The following is a 15688-nucleotide window of genomic DNA, read 5'->3' as shown; positions in this document are numbered from 1 at the left end:
CAGGGGGACTAAGCGCCTTTGACCGATACGTTTGATTATATCACGCGCTTTGTCGTTATCGTTTTCGGCTATTGCTTAGCCGTTCTGGCCGCTGGGTTTTTTCTGGCGGCTATTTTGTATAGCCAGATCGATGTGCTGGGCTATGCAATGTCAGACCCATTCTTTGAGGATGTTTTCAGGGAAATCCGCAACAGCTGGGATACGACCGGCTTTTATGCTGCGGTTCTCGTTGGTGGCCCGGTTCTGGCATTCATGGCAGGCGGTTTCAGCTTCTTCCCAGCGCTGCTGCTGATTGTCATCAGTGAAGCGCGCGGATGGAAGTCATCCCTGCCTTATTGCATCGGTGGCATGGTCATTGGCCTGCTTGGAATGGGTACGGGGTCGCTTTTCGCGGTGACGGATCAGAATATCGCCGCAGGTCTTGCGCTTATGACAGGCGCTTTCGCCGGTTCAGGTGTCGTCGGCGGCTTCGTCTATTGGCTGATAGCTGGCCGCAATGCCGGGCGGTTTTTGGGCCACCCGGCTAAATAACTTTACTTCGCCTGCGCAGTGATAATTTTCAGCGCGAAAGCTGAGAAAATACCTGCAAAAAGCCAGTCCACAATCCGCGTCACTGTCGGATTCTTCTTGAGAAGACCCGCGAACTTGTCGGCTGCAACCACCATTGGAATGGTGAAAGGCAGTGCCAGTGGAATGAAGGACAGGCCGAGGAAGAACAGTTTTCCCATCGCATGCGGATCACTGGCTGAGACGAATTGCGGCAGGAAGGTCATATTGAACAGGATGATCTTCGGATTGAGCAAATTGATGCCGAGGCCCGTTGCCCAATTCTGAAACAATGTATGCTTTTTGCCGCCATTCTTTTCCGGCGAGAATGCAGACCCCTTGCGGATTGCTTGCACTGCGAGCCAGACAAGATAGATCGCACCAACAGCTTTGAGTGCTGTGAAAGCGGCGGGAGACGCGAGGATCAGCGCGGACAAGCCAAGCGCCACCATGCTCGTGTGAATGACGATGCCAGTGCTGGCACCCGCCATACAGGCAAAGCCCGCAGCCTTGCCCTCAGACAACGCACGACCAACGAACAGCGTCATATCCGGGCCGGGGGTGATCGACAGGATTGCAGTAGCAATCACGAACTGGACGAAGATGGTCCATTCGGGGATGAAGGTCAGGTTTGTCAGAAAAGACATTGAAAAGCACTCCGGGAATTCGCGGCAAGCTAACGCGAATCCATGTCCTCCGCCATCGAATTTTTTAGCCGTCTTAGCGACCCGTGATTACGCGTAGGCAACCCATCCGCGATAGGTGAAAGACGCATAAAAAAGGCTCAGATTCTTAAAGCCCGCACCGCGTATCAGTGCTTCATCCTGATGCGGCGTAAAGATATGCAAACGCTCATTGATCGCTGTGCTGGCTTTGATTGCATTTGCCAGATCAACGCCAGAATCATTCAAAAAGGCAGCATAGCGCGACAACCACAAAGCCCGCTCATCGGCGTTGCTCTGCTCAAAGCTAAAATGCGCCATGATGAACGGCGCACCGGGTTTCAATCGGCGATGTACATCTGCAAGCGTTTGTCTGCGCGTTTCCGTATCCAGAAAATGCATGGTCAATAAGCAGACAGCGCCATCGAACGGTCCCATTGCTGCAGTGTCGATATAACCATTATGGAAATTCACACGCTCCCCATTGGTGCCTAGATTTTGCCGCGCCAGTTGCAGCATTTCGGTGGAGGGATCAACTGCTTCAAAAGTCCAACGCGGGTGTTTTTCAGCAAAGAGGGTGAGTTCAAGCCCACCACCCGCGCCAAGCACGAGAATGCGCGCATCATCAGCAACCTGTTCAGCAAGCAGCAAACGCGTCATGCGCTGCATGTCTCGAAAGCCCGGCACAGCTTTCGGCGGCCCCTCACAATAACGAGCAACCAACTGCGGATCAGAAAATGGATTGGGTTGATTATTCACGTAACTTTTATAGTTACAAATCAAGATGACAGTCAACACTGTCCAAAATGGAAGATAAAGCTTTCTTTTCGACCACAACGCACCATCCGGCTTGCACGCTGCTTAGCAACTGATAAAAGAGCTGCAACATCCTGTTCTACGGCCCTTCAGGCCACCATCGCATCTCAGACGGAAGTGAACTATGAGCAAGCTGAAAGACGTCAAAAAAGTCGTTCTGGCCTATTCGGGCGGTCTCGACACCTCGATTATCCTGAAATGGTTGCAGACTGAGCTTAACGCAGAAGTCGTTACCTTTACCGCCGATCTCGGCCAGGGCGAAGAACTTGAACCAGCACGCAAAAAGGCGGAAATGCTGGGCATCAAGGAAATCTTCGTTGAGGATGTGCGCGAAGAATTCGTGCGCGATTTCGTCTTCCCGATGTTCCGCGCCAATGCCGTCTATGAAGGCGTCTATCTGCTCGGCACCTCGATTGCCCGTCCGCTGATTTCCAAGCACCTCATCGAAATCGCCAAGAAGACCGGCGCTGACGCGATTGCGCATGGCGCGACCGGCAAGGGCAATGATCAGGTTCGCTTTGAGCTTTCCGCTTATGCGCTGAACCCGGACATCAAGATCATCGCTCCATGGCGCGACTGGACCTTCAAGAGCCGTACGCATCTGCTTGAATTTGCTGAACAGCACCAGATCCCTGTTGCGAAAGACAAGAAGGGCGAAGCGCCGTTCTCGGTTGACGCAAACCTGCTGCACTCCTCGTCCGAAGGCAAGGTTCTGGAAGATCCGGCAATCGAAGCGCCTGAATATGTGCATATGCGCACGATTTCGCCAGAATCAGCACCAGACACACCGACCATCATCAAGGTTGGCTTTGAAAAGGGTGATGCCGTTTCGATCAATGGCGAACGTCTGTCGCCTGCAACACTGCTTGCCAAGCTCAATGATTATGGCCGCGACAACGGTATTGGTCGTCTTGACCTCGTTGAAAACCGCTTCGTTGGCATGAAGTCCCGCGGCGTTTATGAAACACCGGGCGGCACGATCCTGTTGGCTGCACACCGCGCTATCGAATCGATCACGCTCGACCGTGGTGCAGCACATCTCAAGGATGAGCTGATGCCACGCTATGCAGAACTCATTTACTATGGCTTCTGGTTCTCGCCAGAACGTGAAATGTTGCAGGCTGCAATCGACCTCAGCCAGCGTCATGTTGAAGGTGAAGTCACACTCAAGCTCTATAAGGGCAATGTGATCGTCACTGGCCGCGAATCGGACAAGTCACTCTATTCCGACAAGCTCGTGACGTTTGAAGATGATCAGGGCGCTTATGACCAGAAGGACGCAGCAGGCTTCATCAAGCTCAATGCGCTTCGTCTTCGCACCCTGGCTGCTCGCGACCGTCGATAAGCGGTTCACATCAATAAAAAAGCCCGCCTCCCGGCGGGCTTTTTCTTTTCAGGAACTAAACGGAGCGTGAGCCGTGTTTCTCTATCTTGCGATGCCTCTTTGCATTCTGCTCGGCATTTATCTGCTGGTCCGGTGCATTTCCATTCTGTGGGGCATCATCATGCCAGCGGTCCGTCATCGCTTTAAAGCAGACAGCCAGCCACACGTGTTTTACTTGCCAAACACCGGACGATATACTGTGAGCATCGTGTTTCCGCCGCTAACGATTGTTACAGGAACCGCTTATTTCTCAACGCAATTTGCAATCAAGTCGCTGCCAAGCGGCGCAACTGTCGCCTATCGCTCAACAAGCCGTTCGCTGCTCGGCGTCAGACGCACAGATATGAGCGGCTACGCTTCGCATGCTTTAGGAAACTTTGAATGCTCAGCAGCGGGCGAATACGAGATAACCTGTCTTACGCCAGAGAAAATCCGGTCAAATTTTCAGCTGGAAATATCGCCCTATGTTTCATTCCTAAAACTCGTGCCTGTCATTTTGGGAACCATTCTGGCAAGCGGAATGAGCATCGCCGGAACGATAATATTCATCCTATTACTGGCTGGTAAAATCGGGTGATCATCATACCGCGTGACTGATAGAGCCAAGCATCTTTTCTTCGCCGGGACGTAAGGTCAGCACCCGAACGCCATTCGACGTAACAGCCACCGTATGCTCAAATTGGGCTGACAATTTTCCGTCACGCGTCACCACCGTCCAGCCATCTTTTTCGGTCTTTACCTTGGCTGTGCCCTGATTGAGCATAGGCTCAATGGTGAACACCATGCCTTCGCGCAATCGAGCACCAGTGCCCGGCTTTCCGAAATGCAGAACCTGCGGCTCTTCATGCATTTCACGGCCAATACCATGACCGCAATATTCACGCACGACGCTGTAATCATGACGCTTTGCGTGACGCTCGATGGCATAGCCAATGTCGCCCAGCGTTGCACCGGGGCGCACGGCAGCAATGCCCTTCCATAGCGCTTCATAGGTTACACGCACCAGACGTGAGGCGAAGGGAGCAACTTCACCAATCATATAGGTCTTGCTGGAATCAGCGATATAGTCGTCTTTTTCAAGGGTAATGTCGAAATTAATGATCTCACCATTTGCGATGATTTCATCATGAGACGGCATACCGTGACAAACGACTTCATTCCTTGAGGCATTGAGCACATAAGGAAAATCATATTGCCCCTTGCTGGCCGGACGCGCCTGCAATTCGCGGGTGATATAATCCTCGACCAGATCATTGACCTGCATTGTACTCATGCCAACAAGCGACGTGTTGTCGAGAAGCGTGAAGACAGAAGCCAACAGCGCGCCCGAAGCCGCCATCTTTTCCACTTCAGCCGGTGTCTTGATCATGATGACTGAACCGCCAGAACCGGAATTTCGACATGGGCGGCGCGTAACTGCATCTGCACAATTTCATTGAACGACAGTTCGGGGTGAGCCTGTGCCAGCATGCCGATCTTCATCCAATATTCTGCCTGCGCATTGATTGAGCGGCACATAACATCGCTTGCCTTGCGCAGTTCTTCATGCAGTTCGTCGCTAATTTTTACGATACCCATAATTGCGATCCATCGTTTAATATATAAAACATATATAAATCGTATATTACACTCAATCAAGGCCAGCTAGTCGCCATCTATCTTTAATCCTCTTGCATTTAGTACGGCACCTTACTATACGTCGCCGTATGGAAATTATAGAGCAGAAGCATCACGCCCTTTTGGGCGAACTGGAACGCCGCAACACTCCCTCAACCGGCGCGTTGAAGGCCTGTTTTGAAATCCTGTCGCTGGCAGCAGCGATTGATCGAGACTGCGCGAACAGGCTTAGCCCTCACAAGCTTTCCGAAGGCAAGTTTGTGCTGCTGTTTTTGTTGCAAAATGCAGCTGACGGCCTGTCGCCGCATGAGCTGTCGGAACGCGCTGGCGTCACACGCGCCACCATTACCGGCCTTCTCGACGGGCTGGAACGTGACGGCTTTCTGACGCGCCATGCAGATACGCAGGATCGCCGCAAGCTCACAGTAAGGCTAACACCCGAAGGCGCACGTTTGGCACAAGAGCTTTTCGATCAGCATACGGCCTGGATCGCGGGCCTGATGAGCGATCTTTCAACCGGCGAGCAACAACTGCTGAGTACCCTATTGCGCCGCATCTGGAGCCGAACTGATGCGGGCCATTCCTTCAAAATTAGTGAAACCCTAAGGGACTTATAATGACCTATTACCTCGCCGAGCTTTACTCACCCAAAGCAAGCTGGCTTGAACTTGATGCACAAGGCAGACAGGCTTTCTTTGAAAAAGTAGGCGCTGGCATGGGCGGTCTGGCAGCACTCGGAGTTGAAGCTTTGGCTTTGGGTCCGGTCGATTCCACAAAGCCTTATGCACCAGAGCAGAGCTTCTTTGCCATCTGGCGTTTCCCGGATGAAGCCGCTCTCGACATGCTAATTGCCGGAATCACTTCAACCGGCTGGCATGATTATTTTGACACCATCAATGCATCAGGTGCTGGCACTGACCTTGGTGGTCATCTCGCACAACTGGCAGGCGTATCTTTTAAAGAAGCCGCCTGAACTGAAAGAAAAATGCTCCCTATCGAGGAGCATTTTTCTTATCCACACCAACCCACAGATGATCTTGCTTGACTCTTCGCTGACTCGATTCAATACTAGAACATAAAGTGAACAACAATAGGTTTCAAACGTGAGCGGCATCGACATCGCGGCGTTGCGGCGCATGGTTACGGCCATTGAAGGCAACGACGCACAAGGCAGTTTTAGCAGTGAAGCGGTCGCGGGTTTCGGGCGTGCGCGTAGTTTCACGCTGGGTCTTGCTCACGCTGATGATGCTTTCCCGCATGGTTTGGCAGGCGATGCTTTGCATGAGGTTTTTGCAGAAAATCCGGGTGCGCATATGGCAGCAACAGGCTTTGCACTGGCGCTTGCCTTGCGGGCATCGCCTGCAAAAAAGCCGATTATCTGGATTGAGGAGGAAAGCACTTCAACTGAATATGGCGGGCTGTATCCACCGGGACTTCATGCCTTTGGTATTGATCCGGCGCGGCTGCTGATCGTGCGCTGCCCCACCGCGCAGGATGTGCTCAAAGCATCTAATGATGCGCTTGAGGCGGGAAGTGGTGGCAAGGCTTCGCATCTTATCTCCGGCGTGGTTGCTTCAATGACTGGCCAGCCAAAGTGCCTCGACCTGACAGCGTCGCGTCGTCTGCTGCTGGCAACGGAGACTGCGCAACTACCAGTTTTCCTGCTCAGGAGCCACCGAACGGGCATTCAGAGTGCAGCCGTCAGCCGCTGGCGGGTAGCCCCTGCGCCCTCGCGCTCCAGCGGAGCGAATGCCCCCGGAAAGCCTGCCTTTTCTGCTGTACTTGAACGCAACCGGCACGGCACATGTGGGCAATGGATCATGGAATGGAACAATGAAAGCCTTGAATTTGGAGCAGCAAAACGGAGCGCCAGAACGGGTGTTCCTCGCCCTGTGGTTTCCGTTTCTGCCGACCGACCGGCTTCGCCGCTCCGCTCCGCATGAGGGCAAACAGCAACTGCCACTTGTTGTCACCGAGCGCACGGCCAATGCACTGCGACTGACGGCAGTGGATATTGAGGCCGCAAAGCTGGGCCTTTTTCCCGGCATGGCCCTGACCGATGCGCGTGCGCGGGTAGAAAAGCTGGACGTGGCAACCGCAGCACCTCAGCGCGACGCAGCGCTGCTCAGACGGCTTGCGCATTGGTGCGAGCGCTATACGCCGCTTGTCGCTCTCGATCAGCCCTATGGGCTGATGCTCGACATCACCGGATGCGCGCATCTTTTTGGCGGGCTTTCTGCCCTGCGAGAGGACGCGATCATGCGGATTGAACGGGCTGGGCTCAGCATACAGGCAGCGATTGCCGATGGCAGCTTTGCCGCACGGCTTCTGGCGCGTGGCACCAGAGGCGGCGTTTTCAGCAAGGCTGGTGCCGACCATTTTTTGCCGCGTCTGCCGATCAGCTCTCTTGAACTGAATGAAGCTGCTGAGACGGGTCTTAAACGTGCCGGGCTGAAGCATATCGGCGATGTGATGGCACTCCCACGTGCAACGCTGACCGCACGTTTCGGAACTGACCTTGCCACGAAGCTTGAACGACTGGCGCGGCAGGAACGGGCACCGATTTCACCCTTGCGCATCGTGCCGCTCAGCATAGCTGAACGCCGTCTTTCAGAGCCGGTCACGGTGATGGCGCTTGTTGAGCAAATTTTGCAGGAACTGGCGCAGGAATTATTCGCCCTGCTTGAGACCGAAGGCAAAGGCGCACTGCTGATCGAAGCTTCGTTTTTCCGGGTCGATGGCGAGGTGCGTCATATCCGCATTGAAACCGGCCAGCCTTTGCGTGAAGACCGGGTTTTTCTGAGGCTTGCGCGTGAGCGGCTCAATGCGCTGACCGATCCGCTTGATGCCGGTTTTGGCTTTGACATGATACGGCTTGCGGCACTGCGCTCTGCTGCCATTGCCCAGCGCCAGACCGGACTGGACCAGAACGAGGAAGATCAGGCCGGTTTCAGCCAGCTGATTGACCGGCTTGCAGCCCGGCTTGGTGCAAACCGGGTGCTCATCCCGTTTGCGCGCAACACGCATATGCCAGAGCGGGCTTTCAGCCTACATTCAGCAATGCAGACAGGTCGTAAGAATGACGCGGATTATGAAAGCAGTCGGACGCTTCCCGGCGACCCGCCCGCGCGACCGATAAAACTGTTTCATCCGCCGCAGCCAATCGAATCGATTGCTGAAGTGCCTGACAGTCCGCCATCGTTTTTCCTATGGCGGCGCGTACGCCATCATGTGCGCCTTGCCGAAGGGCCGGAGCGGATCGAACCGGAATGGTGGCTTTCTATCGGCCATAATGTGCCGCAGCTGCGCGACTATTACCGGGTGGAGGATGATAACGGCCAGCGTTTCTGGATTTTTCGTGAGGGGCTTTATGACGGCTCTAATCATCCGCGCTGGTTCTTGCATGGGTTGTTCGCGTGATGGACCGCTATTTTGAAATGGCTGTGGCCAGCAATTTTTCCTTCCTGAGTGGCGCATCGCACCCGCATGAGCTTGTCTTGCAAGCCCATGCCTTGGGGCTTTCCGGCATTGGTATTGCTGATCGTAACACGCTCGCAGGTGTGGTGCGTGCGCATGCGGCATGGAAGGATATTCGCGAGACATGCGATTTCCGGCTTTTCATCGGTTGCCGTCTTTCCTTCATTGATGGCACGCCGGATATGGTCGTCTATCCGCGTGATCGTGCTGCCTATGGGCAATTGTGTCGCCTGCTGACAGAGGGAAAACAACGCGCTGCCACCAAAGGCAAATGCCATCTTGAATGGGGCGATCTGCTATTCCGTGCACGACAGTTCCAGATTGCCGTCTTTGCCCCCGACGAAGACCAACCTTATTTTATTGACCGTCTGACAGAGATTGCAAAAGCCGCACCGGGCTCTGTCTGGCTGGCGCTGACCATGCCACATCAGGGCCATGATGGACGCCGTGCAGAACGCATAGCACATTTTTCGGCAGAGGCGAATGTGCCGCTACTCGCCACCAATGACGTGCTTTATCATCATACAGACCGGCGCGCTTTGCAGGACGTGCTTACAGCAACGTGCCATTACACAACAGTTTTTGCCGCCGGGCGAATACTTGAAAAGAACGCCGAGCGTCATCTCAAGCCGCCGCATGAAATGGTGCGTCTGTTTCGCAATTATCCCAGCGCAATTGAAGCGACTGCCGATTTCGTGGCGCCTATCAATTTCCAGCTTGATGAGCTGAAATATGACTATCCCGACGAGCCAGTGCCGCCCGGCAAGACACCACAGCAGCATCTGCATGATCTCGCATGGGACGGCGCTGCCCGGTATTATGGTGCAGATACAGTTCCGCTTAAGGTTCAAAAGCTGATCAACAAGGAACTAGCGCTGATCGAACAGCTGCAATATGCGGCCTATTTTCTCACTGTTCATGACATTGTGAGCTATGCGCGCAGGAAAGACATTCTGTGTCAGGGGCGCGGTTCAGCCGCCAATTCCGTTGTCTGTTTCTGCCTTGGCATAACGGGCGTCGATCCGACAGAAGTGGATCTTCTGTTTGAGCGCTTCCTATCCGTCGAGCGCAAAGAGCCGCCAGACATCGACGTCGATTTCGAGCATGAGCGGCGCGAAGAGGTGATGCAATATGTCTATGAGCGCTACACGAGAGACCGTGCGGCGATTGTTGCGACCGTCATCAGCTATCGTTCCCGCAGCGCTATCCGCGATGTTGGTAAGGCGCTTGGGCTAACAGAAGATGTGACTGCAGCACTCGCCAACACCGTCTGGGGCATATCAGGCGGCGGCATCGACAAAGAGCATATCAGACAGGCGGGGCTTGATCCTGATAATCCCATCATTCGGCGAGCGGTTGAACTGGCGCTGGAGCTGATCGGCTTTCCAAGGCATCTATCGCAGCATGTCGGAGGCTTTGTGCTGACCCGAGATCGTCTGGATGAGACAGTACCAATTGGTCCGGCGGCGATGGACAAACGCTCTTTCATCGAATGGGACAAGGACGACATTGACGAAGTAGGCCTGATGAAAGTGGACGTGCTGTCTCTCGGCATGCTCACCTGTATCCGCAAGGCGTTCGACCTCATTCACGCTCATAAACCGCAGCTTTATCACGGCAAAAAACTAACGCTCGCCACTTTGGAGCGTGAGGACAAAACCGTTTACGATATGCTTTGCAAAGGCGATTCAGTCGGTGTGTTTCAGGTTGAAAGCCGTGCGCAGATGAACATGCTGCCGCGTTTGCGCCCTCAAAAGTATTATGATCTTGTCATTCAGGTGGCCATCGTCCGCCCAGGTCCTATTCAGGGCGATATGGTGCATCCATATCTGAGGAACAGGAAAAATCCGGAGAATGTAATCTATCCCGCTCCCTCACCTGAGCATGGTGAGCCGGATGAGTTGAAAAACATTCTGGAAAAGACCAAAGGCGTGCCGCTGTTTCAGGAGCAAGCCATGCGCATTGCCATTGAAGCTGCACATTTTTCGCCTGATGAAGCCAATCTACTGCGTCGCGCCATGGCGACATTCCGGAAAATGGGCACCATCCACACCATGGAAACCAAGATGATCGATGGCATGGTCAACCGTGGCTATGACCGGACTTTTGCAGAAAACTGCTTCAACCAGATCAGAGGCTTTGGTGAATATGGCTTTCCGGAAAGCCATGCGGCGAGCTTTGCACATCTCGTTTATATTTCCGCATGGATCAAATGCCACCACCCGGAAGTGTTTGCAGCGGCTCTGCTCAACTCACAGCCGATGGGGTTTTATGCGCCAGCACAGATCGTGCGTGATGCGCATGAACATGGTGTGTGCGTGCTGCCAATCGATGTGAACTTCAGCCATTGGGACAATACTCTGGAAAACAGATCCAATATGCAACCAGCGCTTCGACTTGGTTTTCGCCAGATTGATGGATTTTCAAAGGATGCTGCAAAGCTGCTGATTGCCGGTCAGCATGAACCCTATCGCAGCATTGAGGATATGCATCGCCGCCTGCGGCTCGACCGGCGTGCTTTCACGCTTCTTGCCGATGCCGATGCTTTTGGCTCGCTTAACATTGACCGGCGTGCTGCTTTATGGGCTGTGCGCCGCCTGCCCAATGATGAAACCCTGCCGCTGTTCATGGCTGCCCAAACCAGCGAACTCGCGGAAGAGCCACACACAAAACTGCCTGAAATGGCGGCTTCTGAGCATGTCATTGCTGACTATGAGACAACCCGGCTCTCGCTCAAAGGTCATCCAGTGGAATACCTGCGTGAAAGGCTCGCGGCAGAAGGTGTTTCCACCTGCAAATCCGTACAGCAAGCAACACAGAGCCGCCGCATGAAAGTGGCGGGTGTTGTCACTGTTCGTCAGCGCCCCGGTAGTGCCAAAGGCGTGGTGTTTCTCACGATTGAAGATGAAACCGGCATCGCCAATATTGTTGTGTGGCCGAAAATCATGAAAATATTTCGCCGCGAGGTGATGGGCGCACGGCTCATTCTCATTGATGGGCAGGTTCAGCGCAGCCCGGAGGGCGTCGTGCATCTGGTTGCATCAAAGCTGGAAGATCGTTCAGCCGCGCTCATTGAAATGAGTGGGCGCGAGCCAAACCGCCTTATCGCGCCATCACAGACCACAGCGCGCCATCCGCGCAATGTGAAGATCATGCCGAACTCACGTGACTTTCATTAGGATTAGACTTCTAGCGGCCTGCAAATGGCGTTTTTTCTCCGCTTCCGGTGCTCATGTACCTTAAAGTACACTTCGCTCTGGTTCTCGCAAACCCCATTTTCGGCACGCCATAAGCCCAATCCGGCGCATCGCAATTATCCTCAACTTCACGTTCCGACGACGAAAACTGCGCAATAATGCAGTGCTGCGCCAACCACGACAAAGCCGTGCCAGATTGCATTCTGAAATCGCAACCGCTCCCAGACATGGAAAATTACGCCGAGCGAGTAAACCATGCCACCCGCGGCAATCAGCCAGAACACAGCCGGCGGCAGCGATTGCACCATGGTGTCATAGACCATCACGCCACTCCAGCCGAGCGCCAGATAAAGCAGGATCGACAACCGGTCGAAACGACCCGGCATGAAGAGTTTGAGCATAATGCCGACAAAAGCCACGCTCCAGACAAAGAGAAGCAGCGGCAAAGCCCGATCACCCATATGGACTGCGAAAGGCGTGTAGGTGCCAGCAATCAGCAGGTAAATCGCTGAGTGATCGAAGCGGCGCAAAAACCATTTGGTCGGCGAAACTGGCCAGATATTATAGACGGCAGAAATTCCAAGCGCTGCCAGCAGGCTTGCAAGATAGACACCCGAAGCGATGGACGTCGTTACCGTCATATTGGGTAGAAAATAGAAAAGCATGGCAATCGCGCCGCCAAGTGCCAGCGAAACACCCAATATATGGATGACGCCATCTGCCCAAAGTTCGGCACGATCATACTTCCATTTAATAGGATATGGGAGTTTTATATCCATCACGCTTTTCCATATTCACAAACGAAGCTTGTGATGACATTGGATTGCAGCGTCAAGATGACAGAGTGTCGTTTGGCTTCTTACTGCGCAGCAGGTGCGAAAGACGCCTGAATGGGTGCAACGCCCGGCAATGGAACAGCGTCACCTTGCGGAAGAACTGCTGGCTCAACTGAAGTTGCGGCTGCTTCAACAGTCGGACCATTGCGCTTAAGGCTTCCGTCGAGACCAGTTTCCTGCAACAGACCCTTACGCTTGGCATCGTAATAATAGCCACGCGCATAAAAACGGACTGCCTGACTTTCATCACCGCCTGCGACCTTATAGGCACCCGACAAATAACGAACGGCATATTTCAGGTTCGTCTCGGCATCGAGCAGACCCTTGGGGTTGCCCTTATAACCCATGCCGCGCGCGGTCGGATGGCTGATCTGCATCAGACCCCAGTAAGGGCCGTTGCGCGCACCGGGATTAAAGCGGCTTTCGCGATGCACGACGCGACGCACCAGACGTTCCGGCACATCATAGGCAACTGAATATTTGGTGATCAGGTCGTCGAGACCTTCCGGTGCATGGTCCGGCGTTTCAAACGCCATATTGGTGGCAAGAGACGCGGGCGAAGCTGCGGCCTGTGCGCCAGCAAAGGCAAGCATCGGCTCGGACTGTCCGCGCACACCCGGAATTGGCACAACCGATGGAAGCACAGGATTTTCAAGAGATGCAACAGTCTCCGTGCCCGGAGCGGCATTTGCATCCGCAACAGCGGTAGTACCCGCGGCTGGCGTTATAGCGTCGCCGGTTGCGGTTGTTGCAGCAACAGTCGTAGCCGTAGCGGAATTTTCAGTTGGTGTGATCAGTGCAGTTTTTGCAGGCTTACCATCGCTCGTCGTGTTGCAGGCACTCAATGCAAAAGCGCAACCAAACAGCAGCGCGCCTTTAAATAGTGGAAGAACGAATGGCTTTGAAAAAGACTGAAATCGCATGATCAACCGATCCTATGAATCGAAATCTTGTTCGATGCGTTTTTCGAGTTCAACCAGATCTTCTGGCAGAGGCATACCTGTTGCTTTAAGCGTATTGAGCTTTTCGCGAACGATTTCACGAACTTCGTGAACGTCCTGCGGCTGGTTTACCATCTGCTCAAACAGCAGAGCGATCTCTGCCTTGATGTCCTCGAATGCCATAAGATCCTCTTGGCTTAACAGGCGCAAATGCGGCCCGGTTCAGTCAATATTCTTTCAATCGATGACAGTGATGTACCACGCTAAATGAGCAAAGCGGAAGCCCTGAAAATCATAGAGGCGTCAAAATGAATATTTCAACGCGTAACAGAGCCGTTTTCCGGATCATAAAATCCGGGGCAACATTGTGTCTATCGCATTGAATTCATGCGCAAAAATTCCAAGATCCTCGAAGTCAATGCTGCCATCGGGATTGAACAGATAAATGCTCATCCAGATCAGTGCTACAGTCAGCACAATCGCCAGAATCGTCAGAAGTAACAGGCGGCGACCGAGAGCGGCCTTATGGCGCGCTCCCTCAGGTGGAATCTTATTCATCATCAATCGTCATTTGTGGCGTTCAATTCTTCAGGCGGTGTACCATGTTCTGGCTCAGCTGCAAGATAACCTTGATGCACAAGTGCTTTTCGCAGAATCAGAATAATTGCCTCGGTCTGATTGATGCCCGGATGCGTCTCGTTGATGAAGCGCTCAAGGGCATCATGAACGTCAGTCGGAAGATATGTGCTCATTGTTCCTCCAGAGTTTAAGCGTCTTTCAAATAAATCAGACGACCTTGACGGAAATGGAGCCGACACCGTCCACATTACCCTCCAGCACATCACCACGCTGAACCGCGCCAACACCGGCTGGTGTGCCAGTGTAGATAAGATCACCGGGTTGCAGCGCAAACAGCGACGAAAGATAGGAAACCGTCTCGGCAATCTTCCAGATCATCTGATTGAGATTACCCGACTGGCGGGTCTCACCGTTGATTTTGAGCGAAATCTCAGCCGATTCGGGATGGCCGATTTCCGATACCAGCACGATGGCCGAGCATGGTGCGGAGTGTTCAAACGCTTTTGCCACTTCCCACGGACGACCGGCTTTTTTGGCCACGGCCTGCAAATCGCGACGCGTCATGTCGATGCCAACTGCATAGCCAAAGACATGATCGAGCGCTGTTTCAACCGCAATATCCTTGCCGCCCGTTTTCAATGCGACCACCAGTTCAATCTCGTGATGCACATCTTCGGTCTTGGGCGGATAAGGAAAATCACCACTATCAATCACCAGATTATCCGGGTTTTTCTGGAAGAAAAATGGCGGATTGCGAGTAGGATCACCACCCATTTCAATAGCGTGATCAGCATAGTTTTGACCGACACAGTAAATGCGGTGCACAGGAAAACGCGCTTCTGTTCCCTTAACCGGCACGTAAGGCTGCGGCGAAGGCTGAAAAACATAATTTGTCATAAAAAGCTGATCCCGTGAGATATGTATGAGGTTTTTATCATGCAGGCAGGAATCACCACCTGCAAGTCTTGCCCGTGCAATTTTCCGTCATGCACTATGCCGTTTTGACAACGTAATTAGCATCGCGTGAAGATGAGACTACAAGTTCGGCGTTAGGAATATCGTTGGAAAGTGCGCGTTCGCGTGCGGCATCGGGCGTATGCCCATGCTCAAGCCAGCGCTGAATAAGCCGACGTTCAAGCTCGTCCAAAGGAACATCGAGAAAGATCGTCATATCGAAAAATGGCGCGAGCCTTGTCCATGGCTCCTGATTGAGAAGCAGATAATTGCCCTCGACCAGCAATATGCGATGATCGTCATGCACGACAGACGCACCGGCACGTGCAAGATCAAGCGTGCGGTCGAAAACCGGAATAACTACATCCTCCGATGTATTTTTGAGACGCTCAAGAAGTGTGGCAAAGCCTGCGCAATCAAACGTCGGTGGAGATCCTTTGCGGCTACGTAGGCCGCGCTCATCAAGAATCGCATTATCGAGATGAAAGCCATCCATCGGCACGATGACAGCTGGTCCTGACTCGCCCTGATTGATCGCATCGCGGAGATATTCCGAGATGGTGGATTTGCCAGCACCGGGCGGACCCGCAATTGCAACGATCAATCGACCATCCATATGAGAAAGCTTTGAAAGAATTTCGGCGGGCAGGCTTTCCGCTTGGAAAGGCTTCATATGAGG

At 53.4% G+C, this 15688-nt stretch carries 19 protein-coding genes; 8 read left to right on the top strand and 11 right to left on the bottom strand.

Annotated features, from left to right (window positions below):
• Positions 1 to 18: 18 nt before the first annotated feature.
• Entirely contained in the window at positions 19 to 531 is a 513-nt protein-coding gene (locus tag WH356_RS05915; protein ID WP_339509263.1) for a hypothetical protein, read from the top strand.
• A 2-nt stretch (positions 532 to 533) separates the two neighbouring features.
• On the opposite strand, the gene WH356_RS05910 is transcribed toward WH356_RS05915, so the two are convergent.
• Both WH356_RS05910 and WH356_RS05905 read right to left on the bottom strand, forming a co-directional pair.
• A complete protein-coding gene (locus WH356_RS05910) occupies positions 534 to 1193 on the bottom strand; it encodes a LysE family translocator (protein ID WP_310012649.1) in 660 nt (219 codons plus the stop codon).
• 87 nt (positions 1194 to 1280) lie between these two features.
• Positions 1281 to 1967 (bottom strand): class I SAM-dependent methyltransferase, encoded by a 687-nt coding sequence (locus WH356_RS05905; protein WP_339509262.1) that lies wholly within the window; start codon positions 1965 to 1967, stop codon positions 1281 to 1283.
• A gap of 181 nt (positions 1968 to 2148) precedes the next feature.
• Here WH356_RS05905 and WH356_RS05900 point away from each other — a divergent pair, with 181 nt between their 5' ends.
• Together WH356_RS05900 and WH356_RS05895 are read left to right on the top strand one after the other, a co-directional pair.
• Positions 2149 to 3369: an argininosuccinate synthase gene (locus WH356_RS05900; RefSeq protein WP_339509261.1), complete on the top strand. Its 1221-nt coding sequence runs from the start codon at positions 2149 to 2151 to the stop codon at positions 3367 to 3369.
• Between the two features lie 73 nt (positions 3370 to 3442).
• A complete protein-coding gene (locus WH356_RS05895; RefSeq protein WP_339509260.1) occupies positions 3443 to 3985 on the top strand; it encodes a hypothetical protein in 543 nt (180 codons plus the stop codon).
• Between the two features lie 3 nt (positions 3986 to 3988).
• Here the strand turns inward: WH356_RS05895 and map are convergent, their stop codons facing one another.
• On the bottom strand, positions 3989 to 4777 hold the full coding sequence (gene map / locus WH356_RS05890) for a type I methionyl aminopeptidase (RefSeq protein WP_339509259.1): 789 nt from the start codon (positions 4775 to 4777) through the stop codon (positions 3989 to 3991).
• The gene (locus tag WH356_RS05885; RefSeq protein ID WP_339509258.1) at positions 4774 to 4986 is read right to left on the bottom strand and encodes a ParD-like family protein; all 213 of its coding nucleotides are present in this window, start codon (positions 4984 to 4986) and stop codon (positions 4774 to 4776) included. The genes map and WH356_RS05885 overlap by 4 nt, the downstream gene beginning before the upstream one ends.
• A gap of 128 nt (positions 4987 to 5114) precedes the next feature.
• Between WH356_RS05885 and WH356_RS05880 the strand changes: the two genes are divergently transcribed.
• From WH356_RS05880 to WH356_RS05860, 5 genes are all read left to right on the top strand, one after another.
• Complete coding sequence (locus WH356_RS05880; RefSeq protein ID WP_339509256.1) at positions 5115 to 5642, top strand: MarR family winged helix-turn-helix transcriptional regulator; 528 nt, start codon at positions 5115 to 5117, stop codon at positions 5640 to 5642.
• On the top strand, positions 5642 to 5998 hold the full coding sequence (locus WH356_RS05875) for a DUF6616 family protein (RefSeq protein ID WP_339509254.1): 357 nt from the start codon (positions 5642 to 5644) through the stop codon (positions 5996 to 5998). The genes WH356_RS05880 and WH356_RS05875 overlap by 1 nt, the downstream gene beginning before the upstream one ends.
• A 130-nt stretch (positions 5999 to 6128) precedes the next feature.
• The gene (locus WH356_RS05870) at positions 6129 to 6968 is read left to right on the top strand and encodes an ImuA family protein (RefSeq protein WP_339509252.1); all 840 of its coding nucleotides are present in this window, start codon (positions 6129 to 6131) and stop codon (positions 6966 to 6968) included.
• A complete protein-coding gene (locus tag WH356_RS05865; protein WP_339509517.1) occupies positions 6904 to 8445 on the top strand; it encodes a Y-family DNA polymerase in 1542 nt (513 codons plus the stop codon). Before WH356_RS05870 ends, WH356_RS05865 begins: the two co-directional genes overlap by 65 nt.
• Positions 8445 to 11681 (top strand): error-prone DNA polymerase, encoded by a 3237-nt coding sequence (locus WH356_RS05860; RefSeq protein WP_339509250.1) that lies wholly within the window; start codon positions 8445 to 8447, stop codon positions 11679 to 11681. Before WH356_RS05865 ends, WH356_RS05860 begins: the two co-directional genes overlap by 1 nt.
• A gap of 146 nt (positions 11682 to 11827) precedes the next feature.
• Here WH356_RS05860 and trhA read toward each other — a convergent pair whose 3' ends face one another.
• From trhA to WH356_RS05825, 7 genes are all read right to left on the bottom strand, one after another.
• Entirely contained in the window at positions 11828 to 12478 is a 651-nt protein-coding gene (trhA, locus tag WH356_RS05855; protein WP_339509249.1) for a PAQR family membrane homeostasis protein TrhA, read from the bottom strand.
• 80 nt (positions 12479 to 12558) lie between these two features.
• Entirely contained in the window at positions 12559 to 13458 is a 900-nt protein-coding gene (locus WH356_RS05850) for a lytic transglycosylase domain-containing protein (RefSeq protein WP_339509248.1), read from the bottom strand.
• 12 nt (positions 13459 to 13470) lie between these two features.
• Entirely contained in the window at positions 13471 to 13659 is a 189-nt protein-coding gene (locus tag WH356_RS05845) for a hypothetical protein (RefSeq protein WP_187543572.1), read from the bottom strand.
• Between the two features lie 162 nt (positions 13660 to 13821).
• Complete coding sequence (locus WH356_RS05840) at positions 13822 to 14034, bottom strand: hypothetical protein (RefSeq protein ID WP_339509516.1); 213 nt, start codon at positions 14032 to 14034, stop codon at positions 13822 to 13824.
• A 2-nt stretch (positions 14035 to 14036) separates the two neighbouring features.
• Entirely contained in the window at positions 14037 to 14228 is a 192-nt protein-coding gene (locus WH356_RS05835; protein ID WP_339509247.1) for a hypothetical protein, read from the bottom strand.
• A gap of 34 nt (positions 14229 to 14262) precedes the next feature.
• Positions 14263 to 14952, bottom strand: a complete 690-nt coding sequence (locus WH356_RS05830) for a fumarylacetoacetate hydrolase family protein (RefSeq protein ID WP_339509245.1) — start codon at positions 14950 to 14952, stop codon at positions 14263 to 14265.
• Positions 14953 to 15046: 94 nt separating this feature from the next.
• On the bottom strand, positions 15047 to 15682 hold the full coding sequence (locus WH356_RS05825) for a nucleoside/nucleotide kinase family protein (protein ID WP_339509243.1): 636 nt from the start codon (positions 15680 to 15682) through the stop codon (positions 15047 to 15049).
• Between the last annotated feature and the right edge of the window lie 6 nt (positions 15683 to 15688).

It is taken from the genome of Ochrobactrum sp. MYb379, assembly GCF_037479515.1.
Lineage (GTDB): Bacteria > Pseudomonadota > Alphaproteobacteria > Rhizobiales > Rhizobiaceae > Brucella.
The sequence above is the reverse complement of the archived record's forward strand: the minus strand, read 5'-3'. Positions and strand labels throughout refer to the sequence as shown.

What these genes read in the sequence shown, in the direction of transcription:
- WH356_RS05910 (WP_310012649.1), bottom strand. Translation starts at nt 1,193, where the DNA reads ATGTCTTTTCTGACAAACCTGACCTTCATCCCCGAATGGACCATCTTC.
- WH356_RS05900 (WP_339509261.1), top strand. Translation starts at nt 2,149, where the DNA reads ATGAGCAAGCTGAAAGACGTCAAAAAAGTCGTTCTGGCCTATTCGGGC.
- map (WP_339509259.1), bottom strand. Translation starts at nt 4,777, where the DNA reads ATGATCAAGACACCGGCTGAAGTGGAAAAGATGGCGGCTTCGGGCGCG.
- WH356_RS05885 (WP_339509258.1), bottom strand. Translation starts at nt 4,986, where the DNA reads ATGGGTATCGTAAAAATTAGCGACGAACTGCATGAAGAACTGCGCAAG.
- WH356_RS05880 (WP_339509256.1), top strand. Translation starts at nt 5,115, where the DNA reads ATGGAAATTATAGAGCAGAAGCATCACGCCCTTTTGGGCGAACTGGAA.
- WH356_RS05875 (WP_339509254.1), top strand. Translation starts at nt 5,642, where the DNA reads ATGACCTATTACCTCGCCGAGCTTTACTCACCCAAAGCAAGCTGGCTT.
- WH356_RS05860 (WP_339509250.1), top strand. Translation starts at nt 8,445, where the DNA reads ATGGACCGCTATTTTGAAATGGCTGTGGCCAGCAATTTTTCCTTCCTG.
- trhA (WP_339509249.1), bottom strand. Translation starts at nt 12,478, where the DNA reads ATGGATATAAAACTCCCATATCCTATTAAATGGAAGTATGATCGTGCC.
- WH356_RS05850 (WP_339509248.1), bottom strand. Translation starts at nt 13,458, where the DNA reads ATGCGATTTCAGTCTTTTTCAAAGCCATTCGTTCTTCCACTATTTAAA.
- WH356_RS05845 (WP_187543572.1), bottom strand. Translation starts at nt 13,659, where the DNA reads ATGGCATTCGAGGACATCAAGGCAGAGATCGCTCTGCTGTTTGAGCAG.
- WH356_RS05840 (WP_339509516.1), bottom strand. Translation starts at nt 14,034, where the DNA reads ATGAATAAGATTCCACCTGAGGGAGCGCGCCATAAGGCCGCTCTCGGT.
- WH356_RS05835 (WP_339509247.1), bottom strand. Translation starts at nt 14,228, where the DNA reads ATGAGCACATATCTTCCGACTGACGTTCATGATGCCCTTGAGCGCTTC.
- WH356_RS05830 (WP_339509245.1), bottom strand. Translation starts at nt 14,952, where the DNA reads ATGACAAATTATGTTTTTCAGCCTTCGCCGCAGCCTTACGTGCCGGTT.
- WH356_RS05825 (WP_339509243.1), bottom strand. Translation starts at nt 15,682, where the DNA reads ATGAAGCCTTTCCAAGCGGAAAGCCTGCCCGCCGAAATTCTTTCAAAG.